This is a genomic window from Dyadobacter fanqingshengii (assembly GCF_023822005.2).
In the GTDB taxonomy this organism is placed as follows: Bacteria; Bacteroidota; Bacteroidia; order Cytophagales; family Spirosomataceae; genus Dyadobacter; species Dyadobacter fanqingshengii.
In genome coordinates this window covers 1465895-1489535 of sequence record NZ_CP098806.1, presented here as the reverse complement: position 1 = coordinate 1489535, position 23641 = coordinate 1465895, and the positions used below count along the sequence as shown (strand labels likewise).

Here is a 23641-nt window from a genome sequence, read left to right as displayed (position 1 = left end):
ATTCAGAAAAAGAAATACATTAGGATTGTCACCACTATATAGATTTATCACATCGGACATCTTCTTATTAATCAGATTTCCATAGTGGTCCATGAATGCTGAATCATGATAAATAAGTTGATGGGTTGTAATATTGGCTAATTGTATTTTTAATTTATCATAATGCCAAATGTCGTCCTGGTCGGATAAAGCGATAACGTTGCCCGTTGTAAGTGCAAAGCGCAATAGAAATAAGTGGTGTGTCCATTGATTCGTGTAAATTCCCGAAACCAATTTTTACATTTATTCAGTCATGAAGGCAAAGCAATGAGCTAGGGGTAGATATAAACTTTCCATCGGTTAGATGAACATTACTCCTCAGAAAGTCTATTTAACATAATATAAATTATACAACAAATATATTAGAATTCAAGCCAATCCTATAAGGCTTAGATTTGAGTATTCCGGGACATTATGTAGCATATGTAGTTTCATCCAATTCTAAGCGCAATAAATTGGCCTCCATGCAGAGCTAGTATGCTGATTTTGAGAATCGAATGCTGGTTTTTTCATGGATAACAATCTTGCGTCTGATTTTCATTTTGCATTTGCTTTTGCCTAAAAACAGCCTTTGGGTAAATATTGGAGCCACTTAAGAGTTGTGAATCTTGATTTCCCAATGAAGTTTCCATATTTGGGATAACAACCGTTGAATTAACATGGCTCTCACAAATCAAATCAGACGAACTTTTGTCATTATGGGCTTACTTGGATTTTTCTCAAACCTGTTTTCTTGTTCGGACAGTAAATCCGGATTCAAGCCCGGCTTGCTGACTGCCAGAGGTTATTATGTCAAGAATGGAAAGGCTTATTGGTATGGCGGTTTTAGTAATGCGGAACTCATTGAGCTGACGAGCGCTAATGCAAAATCATTTATAACGCTTGACGAGAAATTTCCAAATGTTGAATTTGCGTCGTCATATGCCAGTGACGGAAAACATGTTTATTTTAATGGCGGGCGGATCAAAGATGCAGATGGTCAAACGTTTGAAGTGTTGGGATACGGTTGGGGAAAAGATGCTCGCAACGTTTATTCCTGGTATTCGATTGTTTCGGACGATGCTCAGCATTATGTTGATGCAAAAGGCGGATTGAAAAAAGACAGCAAGCATGTTTACAGTGGAGACAAAATTGTATCCGATGATCCTGAAAGTTTGAAATTCCTTGGCACTGTCGGCTATCATTCTTATCACAGCGATTCCAGAGGCATTATGTCTGGCAGGACCAGAATCGACTCAGCAGATGTTGCAACATTTAGACCCCTGGACCATGGCTATTCGGTTGATAAGTCACAAGTCTTTCTCCTTGAAACAACCAAGCTGGAAATTTTGAAAGACGCAGATGCGAAAAGTTTTCAGGTAATCTCTGAATTTTACACGAAGGATGCTGTGAGTGTCTTTTGGCGTGGCGAGAAATTAACCGATGCAAATCCCGGAACGTTTAAGATTATAAGCGAAGAGCATCATTGCAGTTGTGACGATAAGCGGGTTTATCATCACAATAAAATTGTCCCCAATGCAGATCCGGCCAAATTTCCGGCTGGCAAAAAATACAAATATTGTAACGACAGCGAGATTGTTTTTGATTAATAATTATAACAATCTCGCTGCTCGTCATTTAAGCAATGTCGCAAATCTGAACACATTGTTTCAGCGAAGCCAGTGGTTCTCGTTTTGGAATAAATTCCTGAGCGACGTAACCTTTGAAGCCCGTTTCCACAATGGCTTTCATGATCGCCGGATAATATAACTCCTGGCCTTCGTCAATCTCATTTCTGCCAGGGACTCCCCCCGTGTGATAATGTCCAATGTATTTATGATATTTTTTGATGGTTGCAATCACATCTCCTTCCATAATGGACATGTGGTAGATGTCATAAAGCAACTTAAAGTGCTCTGAACCAACCATTTCGCATAATCCCGCACCCCATGCAGTGTGATCGCACATGTAATCCTTATGATTCACTTTGCTGTTAAGCAACTCCATGATCATTGTAATTCCATACTTTTCCGCGGATGGCATCAATCTTCTAAGTCCGATGGCACAGTTGCGCATACCGTCAATGTCTGACATGCCGCGACGGTTTCCTGAAAAACAAATGACCGTTGTGTAACCAGCTTCTTTCAATTTTGGAAAAAGGTCCTCATAGCTTTTCACTAGCTCATCATGTAATGCGAGATCATTAAAACCTTTCTCGATCCCCATTCCTGCGCCATTTGGCAGCGCACAAGTCAGGCCATATTTTTTGAGTGTAGGCCAATCTTCCGGCCCCAGGAGTTCAATGGATGTAATTCCCATTTCTTTACATTCCTTTGCGAAAGTATCCAGAGGAATTTTTCCATAACACCATTTACAAACGGAATGGTTAATCTTACCATTCAATTTAGCACCAAGGGCTTTTTCATTAGCAGCAAAAACTTCGGATAGCGAAAACACGCCGGTGCCTGCCGCTAAACTTTTTAAAACAGATCGTCTCGTAGACATGTTAGTATTTTTTTGAAATGAAATATCAGGCGATGTCACAAATGGTAACACCCTGTTTCAGAGATGCAATGTCATCTTTGCGGCTTGGGATAAACTCCTGACCTACAAAGCCTTTGTAGCCCGTTTCCACAATTGCCTTCATAATTGAAGGATAATATAATTCCTGCGTTTCATCAATTTCGTTACGTCCCGGAACGCCGCCCGTGTGATAATGGGCAATGTATTTGTGATATTTTTTGATGGTCGCAATTACGTCGCCTTCCTGGATCTGCATATGGTAAATGTCGTAAAGCAACTTGAATTTTTCCGAGCCGACCATTTCACAAAGGGCTGCCCCCCACTCCGTCCGGTCGCACTGGTAATCCCGGTGATTCACTTTGCTGTTGAGCAATTCCATGACCAATGTTACATTGTGCTTTTCCGCAATCGGAATCAATCTTTTCAATCCTACGGCGCAATTGCGCAATCCGTCAGTGTCTGACATTCCGCGGCGGTTTCCCGAAAAACAAATAATCTTGTCATAACCTGCTGCCTGCACTTTTGGAATTACATCTTCAAAGCCTTTGATCAGTTCTTCGTGATTGGCCGGATCATTGAAACCTTTTTCAATATTTCTGGTAAGACCTTCACCCCAGGGCAATGCGCAAGTAAGACCGTATTTTTTAATAACCGGCCATTCAGCTGGTCCCAGCAGTTCAATGGATGTTAACCCGATCTTTTTACAATCCTGTGCGAAAGTCTCCAATGGGATTTTTCCGTAACACCATTTACAAACGGAGTGATTGATCTTGCCATTTAGTTTCGGGCCGAGTGCCTTTTCCGAAGCGGCGAATGCATCGGCCAAAGAAACGGGTAGCGTAATCAATCCCGCGCCGGCGGCAATATTTTTTAAAACAGAACGTCTTTCGATACGTTTCATTTGCATGCTGAAAATTGTGGAACTGGATAGAAAAAGTAGTGGTGCAAGGATTCCCTGCACCACTATATTAAGCTCAATAAAACATAATCTACTCAAAAAATTGATGATCTATTTCCCGCCTTTCGGAGCCGAAGCTTCCGTATAAATCGGGTTGTTTTTATTGCCTCCGGACATCAGGTAAGCAACAAGATCTCTCAATTCATTTGGATTTAAGCTGTTGATCAAGCCAGGTAGCATGACAGAAACCGTTGACATTTTGGTAGAAACAACCTCTTTTTTGCCCAGTTTCCGGATGGTTTTCGAATCAAATGGATTTTGTGCAATATAATAGAAATTTGCATCTTCATTGATCTGACGACCGACGATGGACTCACCGTTTTTCATCGTATAAGCAATTGATCCGAATTGATCAGAGATTGTTTTATTTGGGTCAATGATCGATTCCAGCATGTCTTTCGCAGAAAAACGGGTTCCCAATTGCGTCAGATCCGGGCCAACATCATTGCCTTCGCCCTGAATTACGTGGCAACGGTTGCAAAGCACGGCAGAAAAAATCATCTTTCCTTTGTCAAAATCACGGTGAGCAAGACTATCCTGAACCAGTGCAACAGCTTCTTCGAGTTTCCAGCTGCGTCCCGGGCCTTTTGGTGAATACATTTTTACCAGGTCATTACCGCTTCCTGTAAGTAATTCAGCGCCAGACAACTTGTTGTAGTATTCCACTTTGTCCTTTGGTACATTTTTCAAAGCCAATTGACGCGCCTTGTCAATAAAGCCAATGTAGCTGCGACCGCCCTGATAGCTGAATGCTTTGTGGAACCATTTGAAATACTGTTCGCTCAAAGCAGGTGTCCAGCCTGTTTTAGCACTGCTGAGCATAATTGCGTAGAAGGATTGTTGCTGCGGCGGCATTTTTTCCAAAAGACCAGCCAGGTCAAGACCATACTGCGGGTTTCGAAGGATAAGGTCGGCAGAAGCGGTTACCATTTCATTGTCCTTATCATCAAATTTCTCATTTTTCGCGATCAGACCAAGTGTTTTTTCAACTGCTTTCGGTGCTTCGAGCGTGATCAGAATTTTGCTTAAAAAACGATTTTGCAATGCGCTTGGCGATGGGTATTTTGGGTTCAAATAAGCAATAATGGCTTGTTTGGTCTCTGCGTCCGGCTGTCCTGTGCGGTAAATGGTCAGTTCAACTGCACGTAAAAGTGCCTGTTTTTGAAGGTCGTTTAATTTCGCATAATCGATTTTTGTCAGACCTTTCAGAATAGGCCCTCCTACTTTCGTGGAATCGCCTTCACGCGCTAATGCAATGGATGCATAAATCAATGTTTGCGGATCTTTTTCAGCGTACACTTTGCTTTCCCATTCTGCAACAGGTTGATGCTCAATGGCTAAACGCGCTGCGAAGCGTAAGAAACGATCCGGACTTTTCAAGTATGGCCAGGAAGTTTCAACTGCTTTTGGATCTTTAACTGCATGGAATTTTTCCAGGTCTGTACGTTGCTTGTGCTCGGTTGTAAGAACAGGCTTAACCGTGTTTGCACCGGCCGGAATGTTCTTATAATCACCATAATACACACGGTAAAGATCTGATTCCAGGCGACGACCACCTGTTAAAAAATACAATGCGCCATCAGGACCAATTGCTCCGTCGGTCAATGGAAGCGGTGCTCCTGAAAGGAATTCTTCGTGGTCTGCTGAGTAAGTGGAACCATTCGGTTTCAAATGCAATCCGTGAACGATACCAAAACTCCAGTCAAATGCCAGCAGCGTATTTTTGTATTTAGCAGGAAATCTTGCGTCACTCAGATAAATAAGGTTCGTAGGCGATCCCTGACCAATGTTCATAATTGGGGAAAGGAAGTCTGCAAATGCTGGGGATGTGTTGGCCGATCCGGTTCTCCATCCATAGTCACCACCGCTTGTTGCGTGACAAACGCGGGTTGGGCGATACCACGGCGTACCGAAATCCCATTCCATATCCGAGTCATAAATGAAAAGATCACCTGCTTCGTTGAATGCAATGTCGTATGAGTTACGATATCCTGCACTGACCAACTCCCAGGATTTTCCGTCAGGATCGGTTTTCGCAATCCAGCCACCTGGTGCATGTCTGTCAGCCGCGTGGCCGCGAGGGTCTTTGATAAATGGAAAAAGGTTGTCGTTCTTCCAGTTAGGCATCAGGCGATAGCTGTCCATTTTTGGAAGATCGGTGAAGTTACCGGCAACCACGTAAAGCGATTTTTTGTCTGGTGAAAGCACAATGCTGTGTGGCCCGTGCTCGCCTTCCCCTTTTAACGGTTTGATCAACGTGATTTTATCATATTGATCGTTTCCATCCGTGTCTTGCAACCTGTAAAAACCACTTCCTTTTGGAAATTTGGCGCTTTCACGGTTGTTGATCATGACGTAGAGACTGTTGAATGCATATAGCAAACCATGCGCATAACCCATAGCCACCTTTGCCGTGTCGCCTTCTACTTTCAATGCTTCCACAGTTGGTTTCTCCGTGGAGCCAATCGGAGGCAGTACAAGACGGAACAAGCCACCGTATTGATCGGAAGTGATCATCCTGCCTTTGTCGTCAAATGTCATGGAAACCCATGAGCCATTTTTTTCTTCGGAAGGACTATATAAATGTTCTGCTTTGAAGCCTTCGGGAAGCTTAATTTTGTCAACCTTGTTACCCGGCGGACGATGTTTAGCGGTTCGGTTACTGAGCATAACTCCGCAGAAAACGCCTACTGCAAGCAGCACGGCGAGTGTCATAGGAAGTTTAGACCATTGTTTTTTAGTGTACATTTTACAGCTAAGAGTTAAAGTAAATGTGAAAAAAGCATTCGTTCAGGGTGACAATGAAATGTAACAATCTTAAATAAAGCAAATTAAAACTTTAAATAATCTGGTAGATACAATATTAAGAGGAAACGGGCTTTAGACTATCCTGTTGTGTCGGGAAAAGTCAATGTTGAATGAGTGAAATGAGTGAGTGAGTGAGTCAGTGAGTGAGTGAATAAAAAAATGAGTGAATGATTGAAGTTATGAATCATTGATAAATAGTCAACCATTCACTCATTCACTCATTCACTCATTCAAAATTGAGCTCATTCACTCATTCAACATTGTGCTCTTAAAAATGCGGCGTCAATGCTGCTTCTACGGCAGGAAGTCCATAATAGTCGTCCAGAACGGTGAATGCATTTGGCGGAGGAACTGCTCCTTTGGGGAAGTAGTAAGCTTGTGGATTGGCTTTCACTTTTGCACCATAAGCACCGATGATCTCTTTCACACGACCCGTGCGAGTCAAATCAAACCAGCGTTTGTTTTCAAATGCAAGCTCAACTCTCCTTTCTTTGAAAATCGCTTCGCGCATCGTTGCCTGTGAGGTTGCCTTTGTAGCAGCAAGACCTGCACGCGTGCGAATCTGGTTCAGGTAAGTGGCTGCTTCTGCTAATTTTCCTTGCTCGTTAAGCGTTTCTGCCATGAAAAGCAAAACTTCGGCGTAACGATAAACCGGCCAGTTTTGACCTGTGTTGTTATGCAGCGAGTGCGTTTTTGCGTATTTCTTGATATAAGGATAAACCTTATTTTCTGCCAGAGTGCCACTCAATGTCACATAAGCGATCGAAGCATCCTTGCGCTTATCACCTACTTCGTATGCAGCTATCAGGTCAGGCGTTGGAATGTTATTGCTTTCCTGAGAAGTCGCCTGAGGGTTGGACGTACCGGTTATAGGTGCAATTTCGGTTGCAGAAATTGGGGACGGAATGAAACGGTAAATCTGATTACCATTGTATCCTGCCGATCCTTCCATATACTGGATCTCGAATACGGATTCTGCATTGTTTTTATTGGCAGTCGTCGTCGAAAACGCATTGTTGTAATCAGGCATCAAGGTGTAGCCATCATTAGTAATCACGTCTTTCAAGACCGGCTCTGCCAGAGCCCATTTCTTTTGAGTGATGTAAAGGTTAGCAAGAACGGTCTTGGCTGCACCGGAGGTTGCGCGACCAGCTTCCTGTTTTGCTTTATTGGGAAGCAATGTGCTTGCTTCTTTTGCGTCCTTTTCAATCTGTGCATAGATTTCCTCAGTGCCGGCCAGCGGAGATGCCGCGTCTTCACGTCCAACTACAGGGACAAGGTGAAGCGGCACTTTACCGAACAAACGCACCAAATCAAAATAAGCGAAGGCTCTCAGGAACAATGCTTGTCCTTTCAGGTTACTTTTTGAGGCTTCCGCAAAATCTACACCGTCGATCAATGCCAGGATCTGGTTGGCTCTCGCAATGATTTGATAATTAAGGCGATACTGAACCAAAACGTTATCATTTGCGGTTACGCCACCCGCCGTAGGAACGGCGAAATCTGCAACGTTCTCCGTTGGATCCACAGCACCATATAGGGTGTTTCTTGCGTAATACGTGTTATCCGAGTGCATTTCTTCCAGTACCCATGCACGTTCGTTGTACATCTGGCGCAAGGGAACATAAGCCGCATTCACAGCTTGCTGAAAATCCGATTGCGTTACAAAAAACGTGGCGGAACTCAATGCTGTTTCCGGGACGACGGTTAAGAATTCTTCGCGGCAACCGGCCAGGGCAAATGTCAGTAGCCAGGTTGCTATATATCTTGTTTTCATATCTGATAATTAAATAATGAATTGAATGAAGGGCTGGCTTAGAAGTTGAAATTTACACCCAAAGTCCAGGTACGTGGCACAGGATAGTTGGAGAAATCCACACCCTGGCTCAGGTTACCACCGTTGCCGTTTCCATCACCTTGTGCACTGGTTTCAGGGTTTGGTCCACCCCAGTATTTGGTAAATACATACACCTGCTGGATAGAGCCATAAACACGGGCAGACTTGAAGAATTTGTTCACTTTGCCAATGTTATAGCCTATTGTGATGTTCTTGATCGTAAAATAAGAAGCATCTGCTACGAAATGTGAACTGTTCCAGTCACGCTCGATACCCGTGAAGTTACCGCCATTGTTGGTTGCTCCGTACATTCCATCGCCTTGACTGATCACCGTCGTTGCCACACCAATTCCATTAACCGTTGTATTTTTTACGCGGAAACGGTCTTTTACTCCCGCAACCATATTGAATACACCGTCGAGGTTAGCAGTACTGTAAAGGTGGCGAACCCAAAGTTCGTTGCCATATGAGCCGGATCCAGCAATAGAGAAATCCCAGTTGCCGTATTTCAGGTCATTAACAATTCCGTAAGTAAACTTAGGAAACGGGTTACCGATAATGGTCCGGTCATCGGCATCACCACCATAAGTGATTTTACCGTCACCATTCACGTCTTTCAATTTGATTGTTCCAATTGCTGAACGTCCGGGAATTACTGGGTTGTTAGCAAGATCTTCTGCGCTTGTGTAAAAACCTTCTTTCACCATTCCATAGAATTGACCAAATGGCTGACCAACCTGCGTAATGTGGAATGATCCGTAAACGCGGTCGATGCCAGGCGCTAGTTCCACCACTTTATTTCTGTTGAAGGAAATGTTTGCGTTGGTGGTCCATTTCAATTTTCCGTCGAGGTTTCTGGTTGTTAAAGAGAATTCATGACCCCACAATTTAATCGCTCCGATGTTGTCATTGTAGAACGGAAAACCTGATTCCTGCGGAACCTGCACAGCATAAAGTAAATTTGTTGTCCGCTTGGTGTAATAGTCGTAGATAAACTGTATACGATCGTTGAACAATCCCAAATCAAGTCCCAAATCAAATTGCTTGGTTGTTTCCCAGCCCAGGTTTCTGTTTGCCAAAGATGTTACAACAGCACCGGTTGCCACAGTACCACCGAAAACGGCATTGGTAGTGTTGTTAACAAGTGCATATTGGGTGTAGTTACCAATATTGTTGTTACCGATCACACCGAAACTACCACGAATTTTTGCAAAAGAAACTTGTCTTACATTTTTAAGGAATTCTTCATCAGAAATTACCCAGCCAGCAGAAGCAGATGGGAATGTTCCCCAAAGGTTATCAGTTCCGAAACGGGACGAACCATCAGCACGTACAGCCGCAGTGAAAAGATATTTCCCCTTGTAGTTGTAAGAAAGGCGGGAAAGATAAGATGTCAATGCCCACTCGTTCGCGCCGGTTTGTGTTCCGCCACGGTTGATGTTGATTGCTCCTTGTACGGTTGGAAGTCTGTCATCCGTATAAGTATCTGCCGTTATGCTGGTGAAATCCTGACGATAACGCTGTTGGGTAAAACCTGCCAGTAATTCGAAATTATGGTCGCCAAAGCTGCGGTTGTAAACCGCCGTATTCTCATTTAACCAACCAACATTTTCCAAACTTTGACGCGTAGAAACTGCTGTGGTAGGAATAGCGACGTTAATATTGCTGGTTGCCGTAGAGGGATTGAAGAAGAAAAACCTATTGTTTTCATACTCTATGTTCAACGTTGTTCTAAGTTTAAGTCCTTTGATCGGGCTGTAAACCAGATACGTGTTACCGAGCAGCTTGGTGTTTTTGTTTTCGTTTATTAATTCTTGTGCCGCCCTGACCCAGTTTGGATATTCAAAAATATTACCGGTGCCCTCAGGGAACTTGTTAGATTTTGTCAGCTCGCCATTGGCATCCCTGATCGGCATGACTGGCCAGGTGTGCAATGCATTGAACAGAATGCCTGTTCCGCGGTCACCATCTGTTCTTGGCGTATTGTCGTAAATGTATTGCGGAGCAATATTGAACCCGATCTGAATTTTGTCAGACAGATCGTACTCAGAGTTCATCCGCAAAGAATAACGCTTATAGTCATTATTGATTACAACTCCTTTTTGATTGAAAATACCCGCCACAAGGGAGGTTTTTAGCTTATCTTTATTAGACGAGATGGTAAGGTTATAACTTTGAATCGGTGCTGACCGCAAAACGGCATCATACCAATCATTGTCTTTATCGGCATACTCAGAGGGATTTTGAAATTGTACGGGCACTGGTTTATTCTCATCCTCGTAAAGTTCTTTTTTGAACTGGGCGAATTCCTGAGCATTCAACATTTTAACCCGGCCTTTTTCAGGAACATTTTGAATACCATAATAGGCAGTGAACCCAACATTGGTTTCACCCGGTTTGCCACGTTTCGTTGTGATAAGCACTACGCCGTTGGCTGCACGCGAACCGTAAAGAGAAGTCGACGCGGCATCTTTTAATACCGAAATATCCTCAATCTCATCCGGGTTCAAAGCAGCGATATTGCCCGTGATAGGGAAACCGTCGATAACATATAATGGATCGCTACCAGCGGAAACCGATACCTGGCCACGAACACGAACGGACATTCCCTGTCCTGGCTTACCCGTGGTCTGGTTGATCTGCACACCGGCAAGACGTCCCTGTAATTTTTGGGTGATCTGAGAAACCGGCACGTCCTTAATGTCCGCTGCACTTACTGTTTGCACAGCACCCGTAATTTCTCTTTTCAATTGGCTACCATAACCCACAACCACCACTTCGGTCAGCGCTTTGCTGTCGGTTGCCAGCTTAACATCAATATTTTCGCTGCTTCCGATTGGAACTTCCTGAGACAGAAAGCCTACCGACGAAAAAATCAATGTTCCGCCAGCGTCGGGGACATTAATGGTGTAAGTTCCTTCCGCATCGGTAACGGTACCGGTCGTGGAGCCTTTTAAAACGATGCTTACGCCTGGCACTTTTTCACCGGCTTCGTCGCTAACCTTTCCTTTTATGGTTTTGTCAACGGAAATGGTTTTGTTTTTTAAAACAGGGTTAGGCGTAAAAAGCGGAGTTGCAATGGCCGAAATCCCGCAGGCCGTGCCAATGAGCACCTGGCTCAGAGAAAGCTTGATGAGGGAATTCAACCGTGCACAATAAGATGATTGTCGAGATTGATTCATAAGATGATGTTTTAGCGATTTAGTGATTAGCAGGGTTTTACCGTTCGGTGTCGACGGCTTTTTTGGGATGGTTCATGTTTTCATAGGAATCATGGTTAAGTGAGTACGTTTGGTAAGGGTTCAGGAAATGACATTGAGGATCGAAAGGAACCAGCTCTTGTATTCGTATATGACAAAAATTAATTCTTATAGTAATATTGTTGCAATACTAGAATGATTGACACAACGGACTATCCTGCTCTGTCTGGTTTTAATTAATATTTAATTAGCAGGAGTTTTTTGGATATAACCCATAAAAAAATCGCCAGACAGATTCTGCCCGGCGATTTTGATTCAGTTTAACTATTACGACAATAACTCCATCACTGCTTTTCCTTTCCCGTCCGGGGTTGTATAAAACGGCCGTTTTTCGACCTCGTATTGGGTGTCTTCGGGAATGCCGAGCGCGTGATAAATCGTTTGGTGAACGCCGTCGATCTTGATTGGATTTTCAATCGTTTTGCAAGGACGCTCATCTGCCGTCTTTCCGTAAACAAAGCCCTTCTTAATCCCGCCCCCGAACATTAACATGGAGCCGCCATCAGTAAAATGACGGTGCATTCCGTAAAATTTCAATTCAGAAAGAATGTCGGGCTGCTGCACTTGTTCAAGCACTTTTGCGTCCGGCTTTCCTTCCACCATCATATCCCGGCTGAACTCACTGGCGAGAACCACCATTGTGCGGTCCAGCAAACCTTGTTTGTCGAGATCTTTTATCAACTGGGCAATCGGACCGTCGATCTGTTTCTTCATATCTTCCAGTCTCGTATGGCCGTTTTCATGCGTGTCCCAGCCTTTAAATGGCTCATATTCGGTGGTTACGCTGATAAACCTGGCGCCTTGCTCGGTGAGACGGCGGGCCAGCAGACAGCCAAGGCCAAACTTGCCCGTATTGTAAATATTGTAACTTTCTTTTGGCTCCGTACTCAGGTCAAATGCTTTGGATTCGGGTGAATTCAACAATGCATATGCCTGTTCCATGGACCGTTTTAAAGATTCGCGCTGATAATCGCTGCCAAATTCGCCGACCGGACTATTGTTGATCAGTTCATTGTAAAGCTGGTTTCTGCGCTCAAACCGTTTGGCGTCCATACCCACCGGCGGCCGCACGCTGTCCAGCCCCTGGCTCGGATCCGGAATAAAGAACGGACCGAACTCATTACCCAGAAATCCGGCTGTGTGAAAAGCCTTCAACTCTTCTGCTTCTCCCACTGTAAATCGCTGGCCAATGTCCACGAATGCCGGGATAACCGGGTTCTTTGGACCGAGTTCTTTCGCGATCCAGGAGCCCATGTGCGGAGCTGCTACGGTCTGCGGCGGTTCGTAACATGTATGCCAATGGTATTGATGCCTCGAGTGCAGAATGTGACCCATATCCGCGGCTACGTACGAGCGGATCAATGTTCCTTTGTCCATTACTTTCCCAATGGATTGCAGGCCATCAGAAAAATGGATTCCGTCAAGGATTGTTGGAACAGACTTGAAAGTGCTGAGCACTCTGTTGCCTTCCATGTCCTTTTCAAAAGGCGTGTAAAGCTTTGGATCAAATGTTTCAGTATGCGCCATGCCGCCTGCCATCCATAATAAAATGACCGTATCAGCAGAAGAATCGGATCCGGATTTTCCTTTGCAAGATGAAAGAATGCTCGATACAGGTGCTCCGGCAGCCAGTGCAGCCATTGTTGCGGCGCTGGCTCTTTGCAGAAATTCCCTCCTATTCCATATAATGCTCATCTTTTCTAAATATTTAATGGGTTCTATATTAACACATTATAAATTTTACATTTAAAACTATTAATACTTTTTATATTAATGTAATGTATTTTAAATTTAATATGTATTATAATTATTTACTTTTTATAAATATCGAATGGAGTGATCTTTTAATAATCACAGACCATTTGTTACTTAATATATTAACTGAAACTCAGGAACGAGGGCAATCGCCCACACCAGATCCTGAATGCTTTCCTCGTTTGGCACCGGGCCCAGGATCCTTTTCGCCGCGGCCAGCTCTTTACCCAGCGGTGTCCTGCCCAATGCTTTCTGATAAAGGGCTGTCACCAGCGAATCGGAAGTCGGGTATTTTGCCTTCCAGACTTTCGAACCTTGCTTCAATGTAGTTGTGAATTTGCTTCCGTTTGTCAATTCAAGCGCTTGCAAAAGGTTGGCTTGTGAGGTGCGCGAAGTGCTCACCGTTTCCCGGTTTGGCCGCCCTAATGATGTTTGGAACGGATCATTTTTTACGAAGGCAGCGCGGGCAAATGGCAGGCGCGTTTTGATATCCTGCGGAAGCAGTTTGTACACAATTGCCGAGTCGGCATACATGGGGTTGAATGCGGTGCTGATCGCGTCCGAGAATTGCTCGGCAGTGAGCCTCCTTCTTACCATGCCTGTAAACTTATAGTCATTGGCCATAATGTCGCTCGCCTCCTTTACCGATGAGGACGGGAGCTGATATGTTTTCGAAGTGACAATGGTGTAGATCAATTTTTTCATGTCATAACCGTTGGCCACGAAATCGGATGCCAGCCAGTCGAGCAGATCCTCGCTCCATGGTATGTTGTCCATCACGTCAACGGGCTCCACAATACCGCGGCCCATCAGCTGTGCCCATATGCGGTTGACTGCTGTCCGGTAAAGGCGTCCGTCCTTTGGTTGCACCAGGAAGTCGGCCAGTTCACGGAGTTTTTTCTCGGTGCTTGCGTTCACGCTGATCTCGCCGAGCTCAGGGAATAATATTTTCGTTCCGGCGATTTTTCCCGTTGGCTTATCGCAACGGTTTATTTCCAGCAATGTATCCGCGAAAATGTTTGCGAATGCGTAGGAATCCGCCAACTTCCAGTCGCTGACAAAACTATCGTGACAGGATGCGCATTTGAGGTTCAGCCCAAGGAAAACCTGGGACACGTTCTGAGCAGCCTGCATTTCGGTGCGCTGGCTGGAATTGATCGTTCCGCGCCATTTGATCCCTTTGATAAAACCTGCTGATTCTTTGGTAGGACTGATCAATTCTTTCACAAACCAATTATAAGGTTTATTCACCTCCAAAGATGCGTAAAGCCATTTGGTAATGTCGAACCGCCCGCCTGTAATGTATCCTGTCCCTGAATAGTCGTTCCTGAGCGCGTCGTTCCAGAATGACATCCAATGCTGAGCATAGTCGTCGTTGCGGTTCAGGAGTTCTTTTGCCAACTGTTCTCTCTTGTCGGGACGTTCGTCTGCTACAAAAGCTTCCACTTTTTCCGGTGGCGGTAATAAGCCTATGATATCCAGATAAACCCTGCGAATGTAGATCCGGTCATTTACAGCCGGTTTCCAGGCAATTTTGTTTTTTTGAAAATACGCATTCACCAAACGGTCCACTGGCAGCACAATGTCGCCACTCGCAGCCGGAAGCGCAGGAATCCTTGGTTCCAGTGCAGCAACACGGTAAATGCTTTTCTCCTGGCCATCGGGCCATAATGCGCCTTTTTCAACCCAATATTTGAGCACTTTGATTTCTCTATCAGTCAAGCGCTTGCCTTTGGTCGGCATCGCTTCCTTATCTCCTTTTGGCAAGGAGATGCGACGTATCATTTCACTTTTGTCGGGGTGGTTCGGAACTACGACAACGCCATTTTCTCCGCCTTTCATGATGGCGTCTTTGCTATCGAGCCGCAAATCGCCCTTGGATTTGGCTTCACCGTGGCAGCTGTAACAGTTATGTGCCAGGATCGTCCTTACTTCCACGTTCAAATCCTGCACTTGCTGAGGATTAAGCGCACCATTATTGGTAAGCACAAAATCGGCGGGATCTTCGTTGGACTGTTCCTGTTCGGGTTCAACGGACGATGGCATCACGCTGGTAAGATAATCGTCGCCGTGCGTGATCATTGCACCATAATGGCCCGCAAACGATACGCCAAACACCGTCACGAATAACAATGCCCGGTAAATGTTCCTGTTAGCATTGCGGAGCGAGATGGTGGCCAGTATGGCCAGCCCCAGTGTGATAAAGCCAGCCCAGCGGTGTATTTCAAATGTCTGGCCTTCGGACTGCTCCGAATCTGAAAGCAACAAGCCAAATGTGACGGAAAAGGCGGCACTTGCGACGCCTATCCAGGTTAAAATGTTTACGGCATCGCGCAAACCGGTGGATTTGCGTTTCCAATCTATTAATTCGAGAATTAGGGCAACAAGCAAAAGCCCGATAGGAAAATGCACCATCATAGGGTGCAATCGTCCTAAAAATTGCCAAAGCCAGAAAGTTTCGGTTGCTTCAAGTAACACAATGTAGCGGATTAGTGGTTCAGGAATTCGGTAAATGTCAGCCTGTAATTTAGTACAATACTAGAACGAATCGGTGTACCGACTATCCTGTTCTGTCTTGTTCGATTTATTTAATTACCGTGACTTTTTAGAAGGTTTCCAATAAATGAATGGTTAGGGGTCTATTTTATAACGAAATAATTACTGATTTCCTTGTAAAAATAATAAGGAGAAACAGCCGGCTTCCAGCGCTTCTCCTTATTATGATTTAATTCAAATCCATTCGGACACTTAATATCCCGGATTTTGCGTCAGTTTAGCATTAATGAGAATCTGAGGCGCAGGGATTGGTAACAGATATTCGTTCTCAGTAAACACGTAATCTGTTGAATTAAAAGGAACATTGCCCCTATCGATGGTAGGCTTCGCCCTTTCAGCCGCGCCGTGTGCATTCATGAATGCTGCCCACTCCGCAGGGGTTTTGGTTCTTTTCAAATCAAACCAGCGGTGGTTTTCAAAAGCTAGCTCCACCCTTCTTTCTTTGAGGACCGCTGTCCGGAAGTCTGCTTTGCTTGTGGCTTTTGTCGCTGCCAGTCCTGCACGCTTCCTTACCTGGTTCAGGTAGTCAGCGGCTTCTGCGGTTGGTCCCGTTTGTTCGTTAATGGATTCTGCAAGCATTAACAAAACATCCGAATAGCGCAAAACGGGCCAGTTTGTGTTGGTTCGCTGAACAATCGTATGCGGATAGTTGTATTTGGCCACGTATGGGATCGGATAAACCTTTCCATCGAGCGTGAAACTGGTTTTAAGCGAAAGATCTTTCCGCAAGTCGCCCGTTTCGTAAGCCGCTATCATATCATTCGTTGGCGAATTTCTGCCGCCATTTCCTCCCGCAGCGAAGCCGGTAACAGCACCTTTGGAAACCCTTGGCGCAAAAACATACTGAAAACTGCTCTGCTCGCCAAGGTCATTGTCCCCCTGATATTGTATTTCAAATATCGACTCGGGCCCGTTTTTCTTGGCGGGTGCAGGATCGAAGTTATCCGCATAACTCGCGTTTAATGCATAACCGAGCGTAGTCACTTCTTTGAGTGTCGTAACGGCATCCGCATATTTTTTAGTGGTCAAATAGGTTTTGCCAAGCAACGACAATGCTGCACCTTTTGTCGCCCGTCCTTTGTCGCCCGCTGCTGCATATTTTGCAGGAAGCAATGCGATGGCCTCTTTCAGGTCTTTTTCCACCTGCGCCCAAACTTCCGTCTGCGGAGATCTTACGAGATCAAAAGTGGGTTCTGGAACTGCGAATGTGCTGGTTACGATTACTGCATCACCAAAATACTGCACCAGATTGAAATGCAGATAAGCCCTCAGGAACTTCAATTGACCTTCAATCTCCTTTTTAGGGCCATCGGCAATCTCTGCATCCACCAGTTTTTCGAGCGTGAGATTTGCGTTGTATAAGGTTGCATAGTAATTATTCCAAATCGCGGCGATTTCGCCATTGCCAGAATTAACAGTTGAAAACTCAAATGCTTCCCAGCCGCCCGCGCCACCCCGATCGGAAGGGTTCAGGTCAATGGTCGTATTATCGGTTTGGAATTCACCAGCCAGATAAGCCGTGTTTGTAATGCCTTGAAGTTGTCCGTAAACACCATTCAGCGCTTGTTTGGCTTGTGCTTCATTTTTATAAAACAAATCGACATTCACCTTCGTCGGGTCGGTCTGGTTCAGGAAATCTTCGCCACAGGAGGACATGAGCAGCGGGAGCACGACTAAACCTATTGCTGTAATTTTTTTCATTTTCATCAGATTTAGAAATTAAGTTTTAGGCCGGCGGAGAATGTTCTGGGCACAGGATATGACTCATCGTCGTTATTGAGCTCTGTACCGCCTCTAACGCCTGCATCCGGGTTGTTTCCTGGATATTTGGTCACAAGAAGCAAGTTGGCCGCATTCACGAATATCCGTGCATCTGAAAGAATGCCTTTCACGTTAGGAAGCGTATAGCCAATCGTTACGTTTTTGATCCACATATGCGTGCCGTCGTATACATAACGCTCGCTGCTCTCGCGCGACCATTTGAAATAATCCGTTCCACCCTGCGAATTTTTAGCATTGGGGTTTGAGCCCGGATTTTCGGGAGATCTCCATCTGTCTTTTGCTTTTTCCAACACATTGAAAACGCCGTCCATATTCATTGTAGATGCTTCGATATTCCGGTAAATGTCATATTTGTAAGCACCCATCAGCAACACGCTCACATCAAACCGCTTGTAATCGGCACCCACGGTCCATGCCCAGTTGAATTTGGGGTTTGGGTTGCCAATTTCGGTCATGTCTTTTGTATCGTAAGAAACAATTCCGTCTGGCCCACCGTCCGCTGCACCGTGTAGATCCGCGAATTTCATAGCGCCCGGCACCGCACCTTCCTGCAACGGGGCCGCATCAATTTCAGCCTGCGTATTGAAAATGCCCAGCTTACGGTAACCGAAAATCATCCCGATCGGACGACCCACTTGCTGAATGTTGTAGCCGCCATACTGGCTTCCTTGCAAGATAAAGTCGTTTTGTCCTCTGATCGCCAGCACTTTATTGCGGTTGAATGTAATGTTGGCGTTGGTTCTCAGGTTAACCTGTCCCACTTTGATACGGTAAGTTGCCGCAAGTTCAATGCCTTGATTTTGCACCTTACCGAGGTTTTTCAGGGTTGAAGTGAATCCTGATACTGCTGGAATGCTGTAACCAAGCAACATGTCATCCGTGATCTTTTTGTAATACTCTGCCGTGAAAACCAGCCTGTTGTCAAAAGTCGCCAAATCGAAACCAATGTCCAGCTGATTGGAAGTTTCCCAGGTCAGCTCGGGGTTGGCGAAGCGTGTCACCGATTTTCCAGAGGCCAAAGAGTTGTTGAAAATGTAGTTGTTCACGCCAAGGAATGACAAACTCTCGTAATTTCCATCGTCACCTGCGTTTTGAGCTACACCAAAGTTGTTGTTGGCGCTCACGCGATAGGTGTTGTTCCCGGTCATACCCCAGCTTCCTCTCAATTTCAGGTCGGTGAGCCAGGAAGCTTTTGGTATAAATGATTCTTCCGAAAGCCTCCAACCTAAGGAGACAGCAGGGAAATTGCCGAATTTGTGCCCTTCACTGAACCTGGAACTGCCTTCCCGCCGGAATGTGGCAGAAAACAGATACTTGTCTCTGAATGAATAGTTTAACCTGGCGATATAGGCAATCATGGTCCATTTTCTTTCCATAGAATTGGAAGAACGAATGGTTGCATTGCCCAGGAATGGCGCTAAGTCATCCGGGAATGTGTTACCGGATCCGTACAACCCTTTTACAACTTCCTGCTGAGCAGAATAGCCGACTGTTGCTTCCAGCGCGTGATCTTTTCCGAGTGTCGGCGTGTAAGTCAGAACCTGGTCAGCAGCATAGTTTTTCAACTCTTCCGAATCATCCCGTTCGGTAGCGATACGCGGAGGCGCGCCGTTCGTTCCCGTTTGCACAGGTAAACCGATCGTGGAGGGCACATATTCCTTGTAGCTGTTGTAATTGATCTTCGCATTTACAGAAGACCGGAATCTAAGGCCTTTTGCAATGTTCAATTCAACATAACCGCTGGCGAGCACATCGGCAATGTTCCGGTTCCTTTTGATGTTTTTGAGCATATAAAGCGGATTTGGAAATCCAAAAATGTCGCCCACACCATTGTAATAAGGGATCAATTCACCTTGCTCATCATACGCCGGATAACGGGGATCGCTGATCAGTGTTAACCCTACTTGCGCATTACGACCATCGGTGCTGGACAGACTGGACCGGGAGTAACTTCCCGCAATGTTCATTCCAATGGTAATGAACTTGTTCACTTCGCCCGCAAGGTTAGTCCGCAAAGAGGCACGGTCGTAGCCTGTGTACTGCAATGCGCCGTCTTCTTTATAATAACCCGCGGAGAGCACGGATTTTATCGGGCCTTTTCCAGACGATAATGTCAGGTTAACGTCCTTGTAAGGTGCATTGTTATGGAGAATCAGGTCAAACCAGTTCGTTGAATATTTGGTATCCTGCGGATTACGAAAATCAATGGGGATATCGGTTTCTTCGGGTTGCTTTTTATTTGCCAAAACATAGCGTCCGATAAAAACTTCCCGCTTGAACTGGGCAAAATCCTGCCCGTTCAGCACCTTCGTTTTCCTGCCTTCCGGCACATTTTGGATACCGTAGTCGACGGAAATGTTGAGGCTGGTTTTACCTTCCTTCGCTGCTTTCGTCGTGATAAGCACTACACCATTAGAACCACGTGCACCATAAATGGCCGTTGCGGCAGCATCTTTCAGGATGGAAATGGTTTCAATGTCGTTAGGGTTAAGGTTCTGCCCTGCCGATGTGCCGACCGGGAAACCGTCAATGACATATAATGGATCACTTCCCGCCCCTAATGAGCTGATACCACGCACTTTTACTTCAAACTGCTGTCCCGGTGTCCCACTTTTTTGTTTGATGATAACACCCGGTGCTTGTCCCTGCAGCATCCGCGTTACGTTGGACTTGGGCACTTCGCCAATGTCTTCCATGCTGATAACCGATACTGCAGATGTAATATCGCGCTTGCGCTGCGTTCCGTAACCAACCACGACTACTTCTTCCAGCGCTCTGGTGTCCACCAGCAATTCCACATTTACCGAAGACTGATTTCCCACATTTATTTCCTTTGGTACGTACCCGACGAAGGAAAAGACTAAGACATTTTCTCCGGATTCGGGGATGTTCAGGTTATAGCTTCCCTCCGAATCCGTCACCGTTCCGGTGCTGGATCCTTTCAGTATAACGCTAACACCAGGCAGGCCGATTCCTTTGTCGTCGGCCACTTTACCCTTCACCGAACGGTCTGCTTTCGGCGCAATGTGATTGGGGAAAAGGTTTGGTACGTTTCCTGCTTCCGAAATGTCGGTAAGGGCTGTACCAATCAGGATCTGGCTCAATGCTATTTTCCCAAATAGCCGCAAACAAGTGCCCAGTTTTGATTGTCGAATTTCATTCATACGCTAAGGGGTTTGAGTGTTTAAAAAAAGTGAATCGACTGATGATAAAGTTTGTTCGGAGAGTTTCAAGTGGGTTTTCAGCGCGTCTGACCATAGATGAGAATTAAGTGGAAAGTAAGCATTTATTTATTGCAAGAGAAGCTTATGATATTTAATAAATCCAATTAATGATATGAATTGTATTAATGTGGCAATAGTATGCGTATTTGTGGTTCATACTATCCTGCTCTGTCCGGTTGCAGGGGAAATTGGATCAGAGAAATAATTAATTTAACATTCCCTTCATCAATTTATTTGACGTCATGGATGCCATTTAAGCAATCTATCGCTAAATTTATGGGGGGCTTCGTTCACATACCGTGTTGCTGATGACGAGATATTTATATACCATTCTCATACTTCTATCGATGGTAGTATTTCTTCCATTGATTGGCATTGCTGATCATATTGTTGGCGGAGAGCTACTTATGCGTCCGCAAGGAAATCCGGGGATATTTGAGGTTACGCTGATCCAATTCTGGGATAAGAACAATTTGCAGGAACCAACGCCGGATGGCAACGGTAACAGGGACGAATTTGCGGAGCTTTTTATCTATCGAAAGCGGGACAACCAGTTCAAACAGCAGGTCCGGGTCCGCTATATTTCTACGGAAATTATCCCATATCAAAATAAGGCTTGTGCAAACCTGAGATCGTTGAACACGGTAATCGGCACCTATAAAGGCAATGTGACGCTGTCTGAGCAGGACTATAATGATCCCGATGGCTATTACATTGTTTGGGAAAGGTGCTGCCGTAACTCGGACATCAATAATATCAAGCTGCCCGGTGATATGGGAATGGTCTTTTATCTTGAATTTCCACCCGTCACGACCAAAAATGACTCTCCGGTTTTTTCGTCGCCTAATGGGCAGTATATATGTAGCAATCGGTCATTTTCGATGAATATGTCTGCTTCGGATCGGGACGGTGATCAGCTGCGCTATTCCCTGGCGACGCCTTTGCGGGGTTATACTTCGCCTAATCTGATCAATGGTAACAGCGCGCCGAAGTCTGGTTATCCCCTGGTTTCCTGGGAAAATGGCATCTCCCTTGCTAACTCAATTCCCGGGCCAAATCCGCTGGCTATTGATAACACTGGGAAACTTACGGTTACGGCCAACAAATTAGGCTTATATGTGTTTGCAATTCAGGTGGAAGAGTTTAGAAATGGCAAAAAAATTGGTCTGGTCAGAAGGGATTTCCAACTCCTGGTGATCGATTGCAATGATGACCAGCCGGAGCAGCCTGTGATTATGATGAATGCAACGCCGGTCAAAGAAGTTTTGTTTTGTCCGGAACGGCCGGTCACGCTGGAAACCGAGAGCTCGCAGGACTGGGCTTATCAATGGCAGCGCAACGGCCTGAACATCCCCGGCGCAGTTGCCGCGACCATAGCCGTGAACGACACAGGCGTTTATTCAGTCGTGAAAAGCTATACCAAGAAATGTTCGCGGGATACGTCCTCCCTTATGGTGACCGTCGCGCTTGCTCCGCCGATTGAAGCCACTATTACGGCTGATAAGCGTGTTATTTGCGAAGGAGAAGTGGCCAACTTGGTAGCTAATGGAGGAACTGTCCCTGATGGCCTCGTGATTTCCTGGAACAGGGACAATAATCTATTAAAAGAGAAGCAAGCAACGCTTGAAGTGAAAGACCAGGGATCCTATTTGCTCAAAATTTCAAATGAAGAAACCGGATGCTCAGGTTCAGATACGTTACTCGTAACAAAAGAAACCATTTCGGTATCGCTGCCGGCAAGGAAGGGCGTTATTGAGGGGTCAAAAGTTACACTTTCGCCGGTGGTCAGTCCTCTGGAACCCACGTATAAGTATTCCTGGTCGCCACCGGATGGCTTGGTTTCGGCAAATGATGTTCGTGATGCAATTGTGGGGCCGCTTGCTGATACACGTTACACCATTACGGTCGAGTCGGTGAATGGCTGTCAAGCTCAGGCTTCAACCGACGTATTTGTGATAGACAAAATGCATATACCAACCTCCTTTACGCCCAATAATGATGGGCATAATGACAGTTTTGAAATATATAATGCCAAAGATCAGATCTTGGAAATGCGGATTTATAACCGCTGGGGCGAGCTCATATATGCTTCAAAGGGTTACTCCGTACCATGGAACGGAACATACAAGAATAAAACACCTGTTCCTGCCGGAAGTTATCCCTACGTTATTAAAACGGCTGAGCAAAGCCTGAATGGCACTATTATGCTTTTGAAATGAGCCCAACTTTACAATTGGTCGATAATCTAACATTGTTAACTAAGCTGGTTTGACCTCTTCAAACGTCCCATCCGAATAAAAAATTAATATCTTTTCAATTCGTCTGCTTTGCATCAGTCCCCCTGCTGTGATTGGTGCATTTGCACTTGGTCTAAAACGATTTGCATCTCGTTTTGTGTTGGATTTTGAGCTAGCTGAAAACGAATTTGCTGCTCCATCTGAAGTCGGATATTGCCCCGATCTATTATCACCAGAGAAGTCGGCTGAAATTTGTGGCAAGTCTTCGTCGTCCAGTATCCAGCTCGTCCCGAGTTCCGGGAAGCGTTTGACAATCTTCTGTACGATATCCAGGCTTGGCTTATTCCGACCTGCGAGAATGTGGGACATGCTGGATCGTTGAATGCCGATCTCATCTGCAAACAACGATGGAGATATATTTTTATCGGTTAATATCTGTTTAATCTTGTCATTTAAATCCATGCGCACACATCAGTTTACAATGTTATGTGCAAGTTACTAAATACAATCATTGTTTACAAGAGTAAAGTTTAATTTTAAATCAATTTAATCTATTATAGTTTAATAATGTTAATAATTATAATTTACATTTATCAATCAATCATACTACTGCTTTTTTATGCAGCTAATGCAAAAAAGGGCGTTATCCATGATAACGCCCTTTCCAACTAACAATTTATTAA

General features: G+C 45.1%; 12 protein-coding genes. 2 read left to right on the top strand and 10 right to left on the bottom strand.

Features of this window, described 5'->3' with window-relative positions:
* Positions 1-698: 698 nt before the first annotated feature.
* Positions 699-1628, top strand: coding sequence for a DKNYY domain-containing protein (locus NFI81_RS05890; RefSeq protein WP_234613484.1), 930 nt, complete (start codon positions 699-701; stop codon positions 1626-1628).
* A 28-nt stretch (positions 1629-1656) separates the two neighbouring features.
* On the opposite strand, the gene NFI81_RS05885 is transcribed toward NFI81_RS05890, so the two are convergent.
* From NFI81_RS05885 to NFI81_RS05845, 9 genes are all read right to left on the bottom strand, one after another.
* Positions 1657-2523: a hydroxypyruvate isomerase family protein gene (locus NFI81_RS05885; RefSeq protein WP_234613485.1), complete on the bottom strand. Its 867-nt coding sequence runs from the start codon at positions 2521-2523 to the stop codon at positions 1657-1659.
* Positions 2524-2548: 25 nt separating this feature from the next.
* On the bottom strand, positions 2549-3442 hold the full coding sequence (locus NFI81_RS05880; RefSeq protein ID WP_234613486.1) for a hydroxypyruvate isomerase family protein: 894 nt from the start codon (positions 3440-3442) through the stop codon (positions 2549-2551).
* A gap of 108 nt (positions 3443-3550) precedes the next feature.
* Complete coding sequence (locus tag NFI81_RS05875; RefSeq protein ID WP_234613487.1) at positions 3551-6247, bottom strand: c-type cytochrome; 2697 nt, start codon at positions 6245-6247, stop codon at positions 3551-3553.
* A gap of 328 nt (positions 6248-6575) precedes the next feature.
* Positions 6576-8084 (bottom strand): RagB/SusD family nutrient uptake outer membrane protein, encoded by a 1509-nt coding sequence (locus NFI81_RS05870; protein ID WP_234613488.1) that lies wholly within the window; start codon positions 8082-8084, stop codon positions 6576-6578.
* A gap of 38 nt (positions 8085-8122) precedes the next feature.
* Complete coding sequence (locus NFI81_RS05865; protein ID WP_234613489.1) at positions 8123-11326, bottom strand: SusC/RagA family TonB-linked outer membrane protein; 3204 nt, start codon at positions 11324-11326, stop codon at positions 8123-8125.
* A gap of 345 nt (positions 11327-11671) precedes the next feature.
* Complete coding sequence (locus NFI81_RS05860; protein ID WP_234613490.1) at positions 11672-13099, bottom strand: DUF1501 domain-containing protein; 1428 nt, start codon at positions 13097-13099, stop codon at positions 11672-11674.
* Positions 13100-13273: 174 nt separating this feature from the next.
* Entirely contained in the window at positions 13274-15577 is a 2304-nt protein-coding gene (locus NFI81_RS05855) for a DUF1549 domain-containing protein (protein WP_234614889.1), read from the bottom strand.
* 330 nt (positions 15578-15907) lie between these two features.
* Positions 15908-17416 (bottom strand): RagB/SusD family nutrient uptake outer membrane protein, encoded by a 1509-nt coding sequence (locus NFI81_RS05850; RefSeq protein WP_234613491.1) that lies wholly within the window; start codon positions 17414-17416, stop codon positions 15908-15910.
* Positions 17417-17427: 11 nt separating this feature from the next.
* Positions 17428-20661, bottom strand: a complete 3234-nt coding sequence (locus NFI81_RS05845; RefSeq protein WP_234613493.1) for a SusC/RagA family TonB-linked outer membrane protein — start codon at positions 20659-20661, stop codon at positions 17428-17430.
* A gap of 407 nt (positions 20662-21068) precedes the next feature.
* Between NFI81_RS05845 and NFI81_RS05840 the strand changes: the two genes are divergently transcribed.
* Entirely contained in the window at positions 21069-22940 is a 1872-nt protein-coding gene (locus NFI81_RS05840) for a T9SS type B sorting domain-containing protein (RefSeq protein WP_234613495.1), read from the top strand.
* A gap of 39 nt (positions 22941-22979) precedes the next feature.
* Here NFI81_RS05840 and NFI81_RS05835 read toward each other — a convergent pair whose 3' ends face one another.
* On the bottom strand, positions 22980-23420 hold the full coding sequence (locus tag NFI81_RS05835) for a helix-turn-helix transcriptional regulator (protein WP_234613496.1): 441 nt from the start codon (positions 23418-23420) through the stop codon (positions 22980-22982).
* Positions 23421-23641: the final 221 nt, after the last annotated feature.